This window comes from Fodinibius sp., from assembly GCF_034521915.1.
GTDB lineage: Bacteria > Bacteroidota > Rhodothermia > Balneolales > Balneolaceae > Fodinibius.
The window spans coordinates 163462-178731 of sequence record NZ_JAXHLU010000017.1 but is presented as its reverse complement, the minus strand read 5'-3'; the positions used below and the strand labels follow the sequence as shown (position 1 = coordinate 178731).

Annotated in this window: 14 protein-coding genes and 1 pseudogene; 13 read left to right on the top strand and 2 right to left on the bottom strand. The window is 41.1% G+C overall.

What is annotated here, in order from left to right; all coding sequences use genetic code 11:
- Positions 1-314: 314 nt before the first annotated feature.
- From sufB to U5J89_RS13215, 13 genes and pseudogenes are all read left to right on the top strand, one after another.
- On the top strand, positions 315-1763 hold the full coding sequence (sufB, locus tag U5J89_RS13275; RefSeq protein WP_322576126.1) for a Fe-S cluster assembly protein SufB: 1449 nt from the start codon (positions 315-317) through the stop codon (positions 1761-1763).
- Positions 1764-1811: 48 nt separating this feature from the next.
- Positions 1812-2576, top strand: coding sequence for a Fe-S cluster assembly ATPase SufC (gene sufC, locus U5J89_RS13270; RefSeq protein ID WP_322576125.1), 765 nt, complete (start codon positions 1812-1814; stop codon positions 2574-2576).
- A gap of 21 nt (positions 2577-2597) precedes the next feature.
- On the top strand, positions 2598-3941 hold the full coding sequence (gene sufD, locus U5J89_RS13265; RefSeq protein ID WP_416208536.1) for a Fe-S cluster assembly protein SufD: 1344 nt from the start codon (positions 2598-2600) through the stop codon (positions 3939-3941).
- 9 nt (positions 3942-3950) lie between these two features.
- Positions 3951-5198, top strand: coding sequence for a cysteine desulfurase (locus U5J89_RS13260; RefSeq protein ID WP_322576123.1), 1248 nt, complete (start codon positions 3951-3953; stop codon positions 5196-5198).
- A gap of 87 nt (positions 5199-5285) precedes the next feature.
- Complete coding sequence (locus U5J89_RS13255; RefSeq protein ID WP_322576122.1) at positions 5286-5837, top strand: NifU family protein; 552 nt, start codon at positions 5286-5288, stop codon at positions 5835-5837.
- A 13-nt stretch (positions 5838-5850) separates the two neighbouring features.
- Positions 5851-6190 (top strand): annotated as a pseudogene (locus U5J89_RS13250) (HesB/IscA family protein).
- Positions 6191-6193: 3 nt separating this feature from the next.
- On the top strand, positions 6194-6718 hold the full coding sequence (locus U5J89_RS13245) for a DUF2480 family protein (protein WP_322576120.1): 525 nt from the start codon (positions 6194-6196) through the stop codon (positions 6716-6718).
- 78 nt (positions 6719-6796) lie between these two features.
- Positions 6797-7525 carry an SDR family oxidoreductase gene (locus U5J89_RS13240; protein WP_322576119.1) on the top strand — a complete coding sequence of 243 codons (729 nt, stop codon included), beginning with the start codon at positions 6797-6799 and terminating at the stop codon, positions 7523-7525.
- Between the two features lie 2 nt (positions 7526-7527).
- Positions 7528-8550, top strand: coding sequence for a type 2 isopentenyl-diphosphate Delta-isomerase (gene fni, locus U5J89_RS13235; RefSeq protein ID WP_322576118.1), 1023 nt, complete (start codon positions 7528-7530; stop codon positions 8548-8550).
- 64 nt (positions 8551-8614) lie between these two features.
- Positions 8615-9610 carry a polyprenyl synthetase family protein gene (locus U5J89_RS13230; protein ID WP_322576117.1) on the top strand — a complete coding sequence of 332 codons (996 nt, stop codon included), beginning with the start codon at positions 8615-8617 and terminating at the stop codon, positions 9608-9610.
- Positions 9611-9626: 16 nt separating this feature from the next.
- On the top strand, positions 9627-10511 hold the full coding sequence (locus U5J89_RS13225) for an outer membrane protein assembly factor BamD (protein ID WP_322576116.1): 885 nt from the start codon (positions 9627-9629) through the stop codon (positions 10509-10511).
- Positions 10511-11119, top strand: a complete 609-nt coding sequence (gene nadD / locus U5J89_RS13220) for a nicotinate (nicotinamide) nucleotide adenylyltransferase (RefSeq protein ID WP_322576115.1) — start codon at positions 10511-10513, stop codon at positions 11117-11119. The genes U5J89_RS13225 and nadD overlap by 1 nt, the downstream gene beginning before the upstream one ends.
- Positions 11079-12131, top strand: coding sequence for an LD-carboxypeptidase (locus tag U5J89_RS13215; protein ID WP_322576114.1), 1053 nt, complete (start codon positions 11079-11081; stop codon positions 12129-12131). Before nadD ends, U5J89_RS13215 begins: the two co-directional genes overlap by 41 nt.
- Positions 12132-12139: 8 nt before the next feature.
- On the opposite strand, the gene U5J89_RS13210 is transcribed toward U5J89_RS13215, so the two are convergent.
- Positions 12140-14263, bottom strand: coding sequence for a hypothetical protein (locus tag U5J89_RS13210; RefSeq protein ID WP_322576113.1), 2124 nt, complete (start codon positions 14261-14263; stop codon positions 12140-12142).
- An 11-nt stretch (positions 14264-14274) separates the two neighbouring features.
- Complete coding sequence (locus tag U5J89_RS13205) at positions 14275-15267, bottom strand: MoxR family ATPase (RefSeq protein WP_322576112.1); 993 nt, start codon at positions 15265-15267, stop codon at positions 14275-14277.
- Between the last annotated feature and the right edge of the window lie 3 nt (positions 15268-15270).

Below are 15270 nucleotides of genomic sequence, written 5' to 3'. Positions count from 1 at the left end.
TAAAGCTTGGCAACAAGCAGTTTTATAAATGGTACTTATCATAGGTATAGCAATTTTCAATTGGTAACAAAATAAATTCTACACGATCTTAAGAAAGCTGAGAATCAAGTTGGTGTAAGAAATAAAAGTGCTCGAAATATGTTTAAGTTAGAGCCAATAATCCTTATATTTGAGGCTCTGTGAAAGTAATATCTATTAATGGTTCGAATGGATTAAATTAGAATTAATCTAAATCCAGTTTCGAACGCCGTATCACCGAATACTGTTTATTAAATAAACTGCTGAAATCGTAAAATTTACCGTAATAATTTCTTATGAGTGAAACTGAAGCCCTAGAATCCATGGTAGGTGGTGAGTATAAGTATGGTTTTACCACTGATGTGGAATATGAAGACTTTCCCACTGGCATTAATGAAGATATCATCCGAGAGATTTCTCGTCGCAAGGATGAGCCGGAATGGGTCTTGGAATTCCGTCTTGAAGCTTTTGAAAAATGGAAGCAGATGGAAGAGCCTGACTGGCAAAATATTGAACACGAAACTCCTGATTTTGATAATATCCAATATTATTCTTCTACCAAGAAGAAAGACGGCAAAAAGCCCGAAAGCCTGGATGACATCGACCCCCAGATTTTGGAAACCTATGAAAAATTGGGGATTCCTCTTCAAGAGCAGAAGCAGCTGCAGGGCATTGCTGTGGATGCGGTTTTTGATAGTGAATCCATTTTTACCACATTCAAAGAAAAGCTTGCTGAAGCAGGCGTTATTTTCTGTTCTATTTCAGAAGCTATCCAAGACCATCCCGAAATTGTAAAAAAATATTTGGGTTCAGTAGTACCTAAGGGTGATAATTTCTATGCTGCATTGAATTCAGCAGTATTTTCAGACGGATCATTTGTCTATGTCCCTGAAGATACGGTCTGCCCGATGGAGCTTTCTACGTATTTCCGCATTAATAATATGCAATCGGGACAATTTGAACGTACGCTTATCATCTGTGAAGATAACAGCCATGTAAGTTATCTCGAGGGCTGTACGGCACCGCAATATCAAGAAACTCAACTACATGCAGCGGTTGTTGAGCTGGTTGCTCTTGAAGATGCCGAAATTAAATATTCTACCATTCAGAACTGGTATTCCGGTGATGAAAAAGGGCAGGGCGGTATTTATAATTTTGTTACCAAGCGTGGACACTGCCGTGGAGACAATTCAAAGATCTCCTGGACACAGGTCGAAACCGGTTCGGCCATTACCTGGAAGTATCCAAGTGTAATACTGGCAGGAGACAATTCGGTAGGTGAGTTTTACTCCGTAGCGGTAACGAATCAGCGTCAACAGGCTGATACCGGTACAAAAATGATTCACGTTGGTAAAAACACCAAGAGTACTATCATTTCTAAAGGTATTTCTGCTGGTGAATCCAATAACAGTTATCGCGGATTGGTAAAAATTAGTCCGCGTGCTGACGGTGCACAGAATTATTCGGTTTGTGACTCCATGCTGATCGGTCAAACTTGTGGAGCTCATACCTTCCCATATATTGAGTCGGCGAATCCGACTGCCAAGGTTGAACATGAGGCATCTACCAGCCGTGTTGGTGAAGAGCAGATCTTTTATCTACAGCAGCGCGGAATGGATGAGGATGATGCTATTTCACTCATTGTTAATGGTTTTGCCAAAGAAGTACTACAAGAGCTGCCGATGGAGTTTGCCGTTGAAGCTGACAAATTGCTCGGCATTAAGCTCGAAGGCAGCGTAGGATAACAGATCAGGAAAACTTTTTAATCAAAAATATTAGAGGAATAAGTTAAAGTGTTAGAAATTAAAGATTTACACGTTTGCGTAGAAGAGGATCCATCAGAGAAGATCCTTAAAGGAGTTAACTTGACAATCAATGAAGGAGAGATCCATGCGATCATGGGTCCCAACGGAAGTGGAAAGAGTACGCTTTCAAAAGTTGTGGCAGGACACGAAGCCTATGAGGTTACTCAGGGCGATATTCTGTTTAATGGCGAAAGTATTCTTGAGCTTGAAGCCGATGAACGTGCTCACCTGGGCATTTTCCTTGCTTTCCAATATCCCGTTGAAGTTCCCGGAGTAACCAATAAGAACCTGCTTCGACAGGCGTATAATACAATTGCTCAGGAACGGGGACGCGAAGAGCTCGATCCTCTGCAATTTGAGGATCATGCTCGTGAGCAGCTAAAACTCGTTGATATGAAAGAAGAATTCCTCGATCGCAGCGTCAACGCCGGATTCAGCGGCGGTGAGAAGAAGCGAAACGAGATCTTCCAGATGGCAGTATTGCGACCTAAGTTGTCCTTCCTGGACGAAACCGATTCCGGTTTGGATATTGATGCGCTAAAGATTGTTGCTAATGGCATCAATGAGTTGTCCGGTGAAGATAATGCTGTAGTATTAGTAACACACTACCAACGTATTCTGGATTATGTGCAACCCGATCATGTACACGTAATGATTGACGGCAAGATTGCTAAGTCTGGTGACAAAGACCTTGCTATAAAGCTTGAAGACCAAGGATACGATTGGTTGAGCGAAGACGCATCAGTACTGTAAACGAAGAATTGTTATAATCAAATGGGTAAAGTGAAAAAACAAAAAGAGCACACTTTTTTACAAGACTTACTTAACTTTCAAGGTTCACTGAACGGAAAATCCAAATTTTTGGATGAGGTTCGCCTCAAAGGGGCAGAGGAAGTTCGCAATATTCCATTTCCGACTAAAAAGCTTGAGGACTGGAAGTTTATCAGCCTACGGGATCTTTATAAGGATTCTTATGAGTTGGCTTCCGATCTGGATGTTAAAGTTCCGGATATAAGCGAACACTATCTCCCGGAGAGTAAAGGGGCTCGACTGACATTTGTCAATGGTTCCTTTTCTGCAGAACATTCTTCCACCGGAGATATTCCCGATGAAGTACTAATCGGCAATATAGCCAAGCTTGCTGAAGAGGATAATAACCTTCTTAAAGAACACCTCAACAAATACGTTGAGAACAATTTCGAAAAAGATGTATTCTCATCTTTTAACAAAGCCTTCTTAAAGGATGGCGTGTTTGTGTATGTACCGGAGGGTCTCACCGTTGACGTGCCATTGCACTTATTATTTGTTCAAACCGATGCCGACACTAAGTACTTTACTACTTCACGCAGTGTGGTTATTGCTGATAAGAAGTCTGAAGTTACGGTAGTTGAAGATCATATAGGATTAGGCGATAACAAGTATTTCAATCTTCCGGTTGTTGAGATCAATGCTGAGGAAGAGTCCTATGTCAAACATACCAAGATTCAGCGCGATAGTCGTGAAGCAATTCATGTTGCACGCACGGCAGCCTTTGTACATCACCACGCTAATTACGAGTCGTATACTATTACTCTTGGCGCCAAGCTCTCACGCAACGAACCACGTATTTCTCAGCGCGATGAAGAAGTTGAATTCACTGTCGACGGTCTCGTACTTATCGACGGAGACCAGGTTTCTGATACACACTCTGTCATGGATCATAGATATTCGCACTGCGAAAGTCACCAGCTGCACAAATGTGTCATTAACGGTAATGCGCATTCAGTCTTCAACGGAAAGATTTTTGTGCGAAAGGATGCCCAAAAGATTGACTCGTTTCAGGAAAACCGAAATCTGCTGCTCTCTCGCAAAGGGTTGGTAAACACCAAGCCGCAGCTCGAGATTTTTGCCGATGATGTGGTCTGTACGCACGGTGCTACCGTGGGACAGTTAGAGCAGGACGAACTTTTCTACCTAATGAGTCGCGGCCTTAACGAACAGCAAGCTCGCGAAATGCTTATTTACGCCTTTGCGCTTGAAACGATCGAAAATATTACGGTAGATTCGGTTCAAGATCTGCTTGTAGATGAAGTACATCGATTTACAGAGAATCAACTTGATTCAAAGTTAACCGTTTAAAAATTATTTATGGCTGAAGCTGCAACAAAATCAAAAGTGGATGTGGATTTTGACCGCATTCGAGAACAATTTCCTGTACTTACCCAGCAGGTAAAGGGACAGCCTTTGGTTTATTTAGATAATGCAGCTTCCAGTCAAATGCCTGCTCGTGTTGCAGATCGCATCCATGCGTACCACCGCAATGAGCACGCTAATGTTCATCGCGGAATCCATACGCTCAGCCAAAAGGCTACTGATGATTATGAATTGACACGAGAAAAAGTGCAGCAGTTCATCAATGCCGAGCATAAGGATGAAATTATTTTCACGACCGGTACCACTGATTCCATAAACCTGGTAGCAAACAGCTTTGGTGATCGGTTTATTAATGAGGGAGATGAAATTCTTCTCTCTGAAATTGAGCATCATGCTAATATCGTCCCTTGGCAGATGGTTGCTGATAGGTTGGGTGCTGAAATTCGCGTAATTCCTGTTGACGATAACGGCGATATTATCTGGGATGAATATCTTAATTTACTTAACAATAATACGGCCATCGTTGCCGTCGGGCACGTCTCCAATGCACTGGGGACCGTACATCCTGTTAAAAAGATAATTACTGCTGCCCACGAATATGATATTCCTGTTTTAATTGATGGGGCACAAGCAGTACCACATACACCTGTCGATGTTCAGGATCTGAATGCAGACTTCTATGCCTTTTCGGCCCATAAAATGTGTGGTCCTACAGGATTTGGTATACTCTATGGCAAAAAGAAGTATCTCGATGAGATGCCTCCATATCGAGGTGGTGGAGATATGATTGACAAAGTCTCCTTTGAGGAAACCACTTATAATATTTTACCCCACAAATTCGAAGCCGGAACGCCGCCCATAGCAGCGAGTATTGGTTTTGGAGAAACTATTTCATTTCTGAATGAGATCGGAATGAAAAATATTGCTCAGTATGAGCAAGAGTTATTGAAATACGGCACCGAACAGCTGCAAAGTATCGATGGTATTCGCATTATTGGCACAGCCAAAGAAAAAGCTTCGGTATTATCTTTTGTCCATGAAGATATACACGCCACCGATATCGGAACTATATTGGATCAGCAGGGCATCGCAATCCGCACCGGTCATCACTGTGCACAGCCTACTATGCGGCGGTTCAATGTATCCGCAACGGCTCGAGCTTCACTTTCGTTCTACAATACCAAAGAAGACATTGATCGCCTTACAGAGGGAATTCGAAAAGCTATTTCAATGTTCAATTAGCTTCAACTTGAAGCTGTGAATTGAATTATTTTATATTTATATTCGTTCTAAATAGTGAGTCAACAAAAGCTATTAGATTAAACCATTATGCCTAAAATTAAAGAAATTGAACGTACGCCCAATCCCGATGCTATGCGATTTGTATTGGGAGAATCTTTAACCAACGGAGTTACAAAATCTTTTGAAAACGCTTCTGAAGCGGAGGATAATGAACTTGCATCAGCACTGTTCTCCATTGATCACGTTATTAATGTCTATTATGTAGATAAATACGTGACGGTGACGCAAGACGGTGATGCCGTATGGTCTGAACTCCTCCGGCAATTGGCTCCGCCTATTCGTGAGGCTACTCCTCAATCGGATGCTGTGGAAGATGAGGAAGTCCATGCCACTAAAGAAGTTCAGGAAACCGATGATCCTCGTTTACAGGAGATCAATCAGATGTTAGATGAACAGGTACGGCCATATCTTTTAGCTGATGGAGGCGGATTGAAGATCTTAGGATTAGACGGTAATCGGCTCAAAGTTCACTACCAGGGTGCTTGTGGAACGTGTCCAACAGCAACAAGTGGTACACTTTACGCTATTGAAAGTATGGTTAAACGCGTAGATCCTGAAATTCAGGTAGTCTCTGTATAAATAGAGTAGCATTATGTCCATTTCAATTACAGAACGTGCAGCACAACGTATCAAAGCAGATTCGCGAAGAGCAGAAAATTGCTGATGATGCTATGCTGCGCGTGGGTGTTGTAAGTGGTGGATGTTCCGGCCTAACCTATGATCTGGAGTTTGATTCCAATCCCGAAACCGGTGATGAAGAGGATCAACAGTTTGAAGATAAAGGCATACAGTTGGTCGTTGATATGCGAAGCTTTTTATACCTTTCCGGAACGGAACTTGATTATACGGATGGTTTAAACGGAGAAGGTTTTCATTTTCATAATCCGAATGCAAATCGCACATGCTCGTGCGGAGAATCGTTCTCAATTTAAACTATGACTACTGATACCAAAGGCGAAATTGTCAACAAGGTAAAACAGTCTGATAAGCTTATTACCATTGATCTCCAGAAGTATTTTGATAATACTCCCAAGGCCGAACTTGATCTAAAACAATTCCTTTTTAAGGGAATGATCCTGAAAGAGCAGGAATTTAGAAGTCAGCTTGAAGACTTCGATTGGAGTCAATTTGAAGGGCAGTACGTGGCTGTTTATTGCTCAACTGATGCTATTATATCTAAGTGGGCCTATATGCTTGTGGGACAATATCTTACCGGACATGCCAAAGAAGTATTTAAAGGTCAAAAAGAGGACATACTCTTCGAACTCTACCGACGTAAATTGGATGAGGTTGACTGGAGCAGTTATGAAAACAAATTTGTAATACTCAAGGGATGTTCGAGTAAAGAAAAGCCCGTACCCGAAAGTGTTTATCTTTACGCTACCCAAAAGCTGGTACCATATGTCAAAAAATTAATGTACGGTGAGGCATGCTCTAACGTGCCGGTTTATAGAGCATAGAAATTTCTCAAATCTTTGGATGCCCTCAATCCGATTCTTACCTTCTCAGAAAACGAATAATAACGAACTGATATTATTGTGTACGCATTAGTCACCGGCGCTTCTCGTGGTATTGGAAAGAGCATAACAAAATCACTTTTGAAGGAGGATTTTAAAGTAATAGGTACCGCACGCTCTTCCGAATTTCCCAAAGAATTTTCTCAAAATGATGACTTTGAAGGTCTCTATGTTGATTTGGCCGATTCCGTGGCAGTTGAGTCAAAGCTAAAGCCCATATTTGATAGTGAAGAAGTTCCCAATGTGCTTATTAATAATGCCGGTGTTTTTATGGAATCCGGCTTTGAAGATGAAGATGAATCCTGGCTCGAAAAATGGGATCAAACCTTGCAGGTAAATCTTCGTGCTCCTGCTTTGCTTTCTAAATGGGCATTAAATCGCTGGGTGAAAGAGGAGGGGGGATATCTTATAAACATATCTTCCCGGGCCGCTTATCGGGGTGATACGCAGGAATATTCGGCTTATGCGGCCTCCAAGGGCGGACTTGTGGCATTTACTAAAAGTGTAGCCCGAGATTTTGGTGAACACGACATTTCCGCATACTCCATCGCACCGGGCTTTATCAAAACTGATATGGCTATGGATTCTATTGAGGTTTATGGCGAAGATTATTTAACAGAGGGTATGGCTTTTGATGAGATAACATCTCCGGATGAAGTAGGGGAGCTGGTTGCTTTTCTTGCAAGTGGTAAAGTTCCGCATATGACGGGTTCGACCTTCCATATTAATGGCGGAAGCTATATGATTTAGCTATGAGCATAAAAGACCGAAAAAAAGATCATGTAGATTTAACAACCTCAGGTGAGGTAGATTATCAAATTCCATCCGGATTTGAACAATTTTATTTTGTTCATAACGCATTACCCGAAATCAATGTTGATGAAGTATCAACGGATGTTAGTTTGCTTGGTAGAACTTTTTCATTTCCATTGTTTATATCTTCAATGACCGGAGGATATACGGATGCCGGCGCTGTGAACGCTATTATTGCAGAGTTTTGTGAGGAGCATAATATACCATTTGGCGTGGGAAGTCAGCGTGTAATGCTCGAAGATCCCGAGACTACTTCTTCGTTTTCTATTGTAAGAGAAAAAGCACCAAACGCTTTTATAGCCTCGAATATCGGTGGCGCACAATTAGTAGGAGGATTATCAAAAGAGAAACTAAATTTGCTCATTGATTCTATTGAAGCTGATGCAGTGATTGTTCACCTCAATCCGCTTCAGGAACTTATGCAACCCGAAGGAGATCGTAACTTTAAGGGTATAGAAAAAGGCATAGCACAGCTTTGCAAGGATACTTCACTTCCCGTCATTGTAAAAGAAACCGGAGCTGGAATCTCAGCGGAGGTTGGTAAACGATTGTTAGATACAGGAGTTAAGGTTATTGACGTTTCCGGGGCAGGGGGTACCAGCTGGGCAAAAGTTGAGAACGAGCGCACATCTAATAAAAATCCTGATAATGATTTCAATAACTGGGGAATGCCAACCCTGGAGTGCGTCACACAGTTAGCTGATCTTAAGGAAGAGTATGATTTTGAACTTATTGCCTCGGGTGGAATTAGGTCGAGTCATGATATTGCCAAATCATTTTGTTTGGGAGCAGATTTTGCGGCTTCCGCCCAGCCTGTAATTAAAGCTGTTGTTGAAAATGGATACGATGGATTGGAACAGTTATATCAAAAATGGTACAACCAGCTGGTCACTATTCTTACGTTACTGGGATGTAAAACACCTTCTGAATTAGCTCCCGGGCACTTAAAATTGAAGCAATAACAGCAACAATATGTTGTTGTAAATTACTTATATTTGGCCTTTTACAAATACAGTCTGAAAGAATTTGAAAATTACAGAACGACAGCAAAAACTTTCTGACCTCATAGATGAAAAGCTGGCAGAACTGAATCTGCCCGAAGAACCATCATTACTCTATGATCCCGTGCGCTATACGTTAGAATTAGCCGGGAAGCGTGTTCGACCGTACTTAACATTGGTGGGTTGTGGCATGTGTGGCGGAAAAGTTGAAGAAGCATTGCCGGCAGCGCTATCGATCGAACTGCTCCATAATTTTACATTGTTACACGATGATATTATGGATAGGGCTGACACAAGAAGGGGAAAAGCCAGTGTGTTTAAAAAGTGGAATTCAAATACGGCCATTTTATCCGGTGACGCCATGTATGCCAAGGCTTTTAAACAGTTGCAGTATTACGGGGACTCGGATTTTTATAGTAAAAATCAATATAAAACGATCCTCGATATTTTTTTAAATAGTGCTGAAACAGTTTGTGAAGGTCAGGCTTATGATCTTATGTTCGAAAGCCAAACTGATGTATGTATTGAAGAATACATCAAAATGATAGAGGGTAAAACTGCTGCTCTAATCAGTGGAGCACTGGCAATAGGAGGAGCTGTTGCGGAAACAGATGAGGCTACTATTGATGAATTACGCTTTGTAGGAAAAAAGGCCGGAATTGCCTTCCAAATTCAGGATGATTTACTGGATGCTATTGCCGACCCCGAAAAGTTTGGTAAAAAGAGGGGTGGGGATATTGTTGAAGGCAAGAAAACATATTTGACCCTGCTTGCCTTAGAGCGATGTAATAATAAGCAGCAAAAACAGTTACAAAAGATACTGGCGAATGATAAAAGCAGTGCTTCGGATATCGATACGGTTATTGAAATGTATCGAGATTTAAATATCATTGAAGACACTAAAAATGCCGTTCAATATCATTATGAAGAAGCGATGGACCATCTTGAACAGTTTGACGATTCGGAGTACAAAAAAGAAATTATAAACTTTTTTAATCACTTGATATCTCGTGAATATTAAATCAGAAATAAAAATAATGCATAAGTTTTTTACTATAACATTTAAACTTTCCTGTCTGTTTCTTGCTGTATTTGTATTTGCATCCTGTAAAAATAGTGATTTAATACAAAGAGGGGACTCCCTTGAGGTAGCTTTTGACAAGGCCATGGCATTTTATGAAAAGGAAGACTATACAGAAGCTTCCGAAGCTTTTGAAACGGTTGTACAAATTGCTCGAGGCACTGAATATGGTCAGGATGCCCAGTTTTACCTGGCAGAATCTTACTTTAAGGATGGACGATACCTTTTAGCAGCTTCGGAGTACGAGCGTTTTATTTCACTTTTTCCCCGGGTAGAGAGGCGACAAGAAGCTCAATTCAAGGAGGCTTACTGTTACTACAAATTAAGTCCTCGTTATAAGCTTGACCAAGAGTATACACGTACGGCGATAGAAAAATTTCAACTGTACAATTCGCGGTTCCCAAATTCAGAAAAAGCTGATGAAGTTGGTCAATACATTTCTGAAATGAGGACGAAGCTTGCCAAAAAGTTATATCACTCTGCCGATTTATATTTGCGTACGGATCGATATGAGGCGGCTATTATTTACTATGATTTAACTATTGACAAGTATCCTGAAACAAAGTGGGCACAACGTGCTTTGGTTGATAAAATAAAAACCTACAATATTTATGCTGATCGCAGTGTACTCTCGAAGCAACGTGAACGCTATCAAAAAGCGGTAGAGGCATATGAAAAATTTATACAACTTTTCCCTAATGGAGAGTACCGTCAAGAGGCAGAAGAACTTGTTGACGAATCCCGCTCTGCATTGGCAGAACTCCCTGATGATGTACCTGTTGTTGAAGAAGATGAGGAGAATATTCAGGCTGATGTTGATAATAACCCCAATACCAATTAATGTCATCCCAGCAAACCAGCATCGGGTTATTAGGGGGTAGCTTCGATCCCGTTCACAATGGACATTTATCCATTGCAGAATCTTTTTTAGAATCAGATTTACTTGATGAGCTCTGGATACTTTTGACGCCCGACCCACCTCATAAAATAGATCGGGCACAGGCCGATTATCAATTGCGGCTGGAAATGCTGCAAGCAGCTTTTAAAGATTTTGATAACGTAAATGTCAGTGACATTGAAAAGCAGTTGCCTCAACCATCTTATACCATTCAAACTCTTGAATATCTAAAAGATCAATATCCAGATAATACCTTTTATTTGTGTATTGGAGGCGATTCGCTGCGGGATTTTAAACAATGGAAAAACTGGAGCAAGATCCTTGACCACACCGATCTTCTGGTAGCGCAGCGTCCCTCGACAGATAACAATAAAATCGATAATTTTCTTAAGGATCATGTTCATTATGTTGATCATGATCCCATCAAGATTTCTTCAACAACGATCAGGGATGCGGTCGCCAACGGGGATGATATTTCCGGCCTGGTTCCTTCATCCGTAAAAGGTATTATTGAAAACGAACAACTTTACAGGGAAAGTAATGATGAATAGAAAGGGATTTTTAAAGCTTTTATCGGCAGGAGGATTGGGATCACTTTTGGCAAATACCGGTGATTACTCCCAACACAAAAGTATAATCAAGCCAAAAAGACTACAGCAGGGTGATACCATTGGGCTCATTAGTCCGGGATTTATTTTACCCGATGCAGACAAGTATGATGAGATTATTGAACAGGTTCAGAAACTGGACTACAAGGTGAAGGAAGGGCATAATGCTCGCAACCAATATGGCTATTTAGCGGGAACGGATGCAGAGCGGGCGGCCGACCTTAATGCGATGTTCGCAGATGATTCTGTGGACGCCATCATGCCATTTCGAGGCGGGTGGGGCTGCAATCGTATTTTACCACTCATAGATTTTGATATTATTCGAAACAATCCCAAAATTCTTGTCGGTTATAGTGATATCACAACTCTGCTATTATCTATTTTTGCTAAAACTGGTCTCATAACCTTTCACGGTCCGGTGGGAAAATCGGAATGGACGGACTACACAAAACAACATTTCAAAGAAGTCTTAACAGGCAAACGAAAATTATTTAATATCCCCGACAAGGATATCTGCGAAGATTGTGATGACTTAGAAGTAATTACCCCGGGTAAAGCAACAGGAACGCTTCTGGGCGGAAATTTAAGCGTGTTATCGGCTATGATGGGATCTGACTATCTGCCTAATTGGGATAACGGTATACTCTTTTTGGAAGATATCGGAGAAGACGTATATCGCCTCGATCGAATGTTAACGCAACTAAAATTGAATGGTGTCCTGGAGAAGATTTCAGGATTTATTTTTGGACAATGTATTTCTTGCGAAATGTCGAGCTCTAAAAGTTTGACTCTCAGACAGGTTTTCGATGATCATATCAAGCCACTTGGTATTCCGGCGTTTTCGGGAGCCATGATTGGTCATATCGATAATATGCTTACCTTACCAGTTGGTGTGCCTGTTGAAATGGATACACAAGAGGGAACAATCAAGTTAAATGAAACCGCCGTAACCTAATTAAATAGCTACGGCAGTGATAAGTATTTTCGCAGTATCCATTCACTGCTTAAAAGAATTATTACGATAATAAACCAGCCGATATGCTGATATAAATAAAAGAAATTCGTCTCAATTTGCTCTTGACGTTCTAAGAGTCTTTTTTCTTCTAACTGATTCCAAAATCCATTCAGAGAATCAAAAGACACATATTCTCCGCCTGTATTTTCGGCTATTTGCTGCAACAGCTGTTCATTTTTGTTGATATCAATGTATTCTGCATTGGAGGCACTTACCGAAAACTCTCCTCGGTCTGTATCCATCGTTCGCTCGCCTTTCTGAGCTGTTGCTTCGTAAGAATAAATTCCTTGGGGCAAAGGAGGTACGGATAAGCGGTAGTTCCCGTTATCCCTGTACTCCATGGAATACATTCGATCGTCTAAGGTATCAGAACTGATAGAGATCGTTATATTTGCTTCTGACTCGTTTTGCCCTCGTTCATTTTTCAGATAGGCCTCAATAATAATCGGTTCGGAACCCGAAAAAGAGTTTTGCTGGGGTTGAACATCGAGCAGTTTGTTATCCGGATCGGTGGCCGTCCAACTTATAATGTTTTGCCACAACTGTTTTACAAAAGCTTGGACTTCGGGGTTTTGATCCTGCTGAAATCGATACCAGTTGTAAGCAGTCACAAATAGGTGACGTTTATTCCCCAATTCATGAGTAACCACTACCGGCTTTTGGATGAGCTCTCCTCGATAATTACTGCTAAACAGCATATCTGCGTAGCTTGAAGTGCTAATATTTTCTATGGGTCCCACTAAATACGGGAGTTGATCATAAGTAACGGCTGGCAGTTCTGTAATGGGATGCCCCGATTTTTTGGGTACTGGACTAAGAGCAATTTGCCCGTAATTCAAGTTACCTGTGATATCAACAGGGAGTTCACTGACATCCTGCTCAAACTGCTGTGGATTAAACCGGGGGGAGGCTATTACAAGCAAGGGAGTTTCATCAACAATCATTTTTAACTGCTCTTTTATCTTTGTAGGTAATCCTGTGCTTGGGTAACCGTGGATAATGGCAAGATCCAGCGAGTCAGTTACAGAAGTAAAATCTCCTTCCATAAAATTATCACCGTTAAGCCATGTTCGATTTATAAGTTCCGTATTTTCATCTGTTGATAAGAGTGATCGAATAAATCGCACATCCGGATGTATCTCCAAAGCAAGTGATAGTATTTGCTGTTTCGCATCCTGAACGTCTACCGTAAATCGTTGCGTATTATTAGCTGAAGTCCATTCATTGCTGAGTGAGGGAACATGTATTTCGTATTGCTGCAGGCCTTCCTGTTCAAGCAGAAGATCAAAACTTACTTCTTGACTGCTGTTTCTTATTTCCGGAACAATCAACTTTTCGGAAAGTATTTCATTACCCTTTTTTAAGTGAACGGGTATTGAGCTTCCTTTAAAGCCCTTACTGTTTATCGTTGTCGTTACACCCTGTGTACTGTTAAGATAACCGCTAGAATTCGTTGAGATGGATGAAACAAAAATATCTTTTTGAAATGTCGTATCTCCTAACCCAATTGAAAAAACAGGAATGTCAATATTTGAGGTCTCATATATAGGGTTTTTTCCAGTAGTATAAATCCCATCACTTATAAAAACAGCCGCATTTGCATCGTTTTGGTTAGCCCTGATTGTTTCAAAACCCAGTGATAGATTGGTTTGATCTGCATCAAAAGTAAGACTGTCAATTTCCGTTTGTTCTACCTGACTCCCTATTTTGTAAAACTGATAATTGACATTGGTATCATCGGTAAAACCAAGTTTCTGTAAAAGATTAGTATAACTTTCGCTGCCTTGATATATATTTTTCTCGATTTGTGTACTTGCAGAATTATCAAGCAATACTAAAACATTGGCGGGTTCGTAATAAGTGTCTTCTGTTTTTATAAATGGATTTATTAGAAGCAGTAGTAAGATAAAAAAGACACAGCTTCGCAGAGAAATGAGTGTGTAATAATAAAAGCGGCCAATCTTTTTTACATTGGAATATGACCACCAGGCAATGAGAAAAGTGCAGATAAAAATCAGCATGTAAACCCAAAAGGGAAGAGAAGCCTGGAATCCTTGAAAGATAAAGTCCACGATGATGGTATTTACATTTCGTCGAGCAGCATTTCAATCAGCTTGTCGGCAGTTAATCCCTCTGCTTCTGCTGCATAATTGTTGACAATCCGGTGGCGTAATACCGGTTTTGCAAGAGCTCTGATATCATCCTCCGAAACGTTATATCTTCCCCGCGAAAGCGCGCGAGCTTTGCCTCCCAATACCAAATACTGAGAAGCACGAGGACCGGCTCCCCAACTCATATATTTTTGGATAAATTCCGGAGCAATTTCGGATTGCGGACGACTTTTAGTTACAAGTTCAACGGCTGATTTCAATACTCCATCCGGAACAGGCACTTTACGAACTAAGTTTTGCAGCTCAACGATTTGTTCAGCATTTAATACCGCATTGATTTCAGCCTCACCAAGAGAAGTAGTTTGGCTTACGATATCCTGTTCCTCATCAAGAGAGGGATAGTCGAGCCACAGGTTAAACATAAATCGATCAAGCTGAGCTTCCGGCAAGGGATAAGTTCCTTCCTGTTCAATAGGATTTTGTGTAGCCAATACAAAGAACGGCGGCTCAAGGGGATAGGTGTGTCCCGCGGTAGTGATATGAAACTCCTGCATCCCTTCGAGGAGAGCGGCCTGCGTTTTGGGCGGAGTACGATTAATCTCATCAGCCAGTACAATATTTGCAAAGATAGGACCCTTTACGAATTTGAAGCTCTTTTTTCCCGTTTCCCGATCATCTTCAATAACTTCGGTCCCTGTAATATCGCCAGGCATAAGATCAGGCGTAAATTGAATGCGGCTAAATCTGAGATTCAGGGTTTTTGATACCGTTCGAATAAGAAGCGTTTTGGCAAGGCCCGGAACACCAATAAGCACACAATGTCCCCGGGAAAACAGGCAAATAAGAAGCTGATCAAGAATTTCTTTCTGACCAACTATAATTTTTCCTACTTCTTTTCGAATTTTTTCAAAAGACTCCTGGAAAAAGTCTACTGCCTCAACCGATTCCTCAGGTATTGTACTCATATC

Coding starts and splice junctions, on each gene's coding strand:
- sufB (WP_322576126.1), top strand. CDS start 315: ATGAGTGAAACTGAAGCCCTAGAATCCATGGTAGGTGGTGAGTATAAG.
- sufD (WP_416208536.1), top strand. CDS start 2,598: ATGGGTAAAGTGAAAAAACAAAAAGAGCACACTTTTTTACAAGACTTA.
- U5J89_RS13260 (WP_322576123.1), top strand. CDS start 3,951: ATGGCTGAAGCTGCAACAAAATCAAAAGTGGATGTGGATTTTGACCGC.
- U5J89_RS13255 (WP_322576122.1), top strand. CDS start 5,286: ATGCCTAAAATTAAAGAAATTGAACGTACGCCCAATCCCGATGCTATG.
- U5J89_RS13245 (WP_322576120.1), top strand. CDS start 6,194: ATGACTACTGATACCAAAGGCGAAATTGTCAACAAGGTAAAACAGTCT.
- fni (WP_322576118.1), top strand. CDS start 7,528: ATGAGCATAAAAGACCGAAAAAAAGATCATGTAGATTTAACAACCTCA.
- U5J89_RS13225 (WP_322576116.1), top strand. CDS start 9,627: ATGCATAAGTTTTTTACTATAACATTTAAACTTTCCTGTCTGTTTCTT.
- nadD (WP_322576115.1), top strand. CDS start 10,511: ATGTCATCCCAGCAAACCAGCATCGGGTTATTAGGGGGTAGCTTCGAT.
- U5J89_RS13205 (WP_322576112.1), bottom strand. CDS start 15,267: ATGAGTACAATACCTGAGGAATCGGTTGAGGCAGTAGACTTTTTCCAG.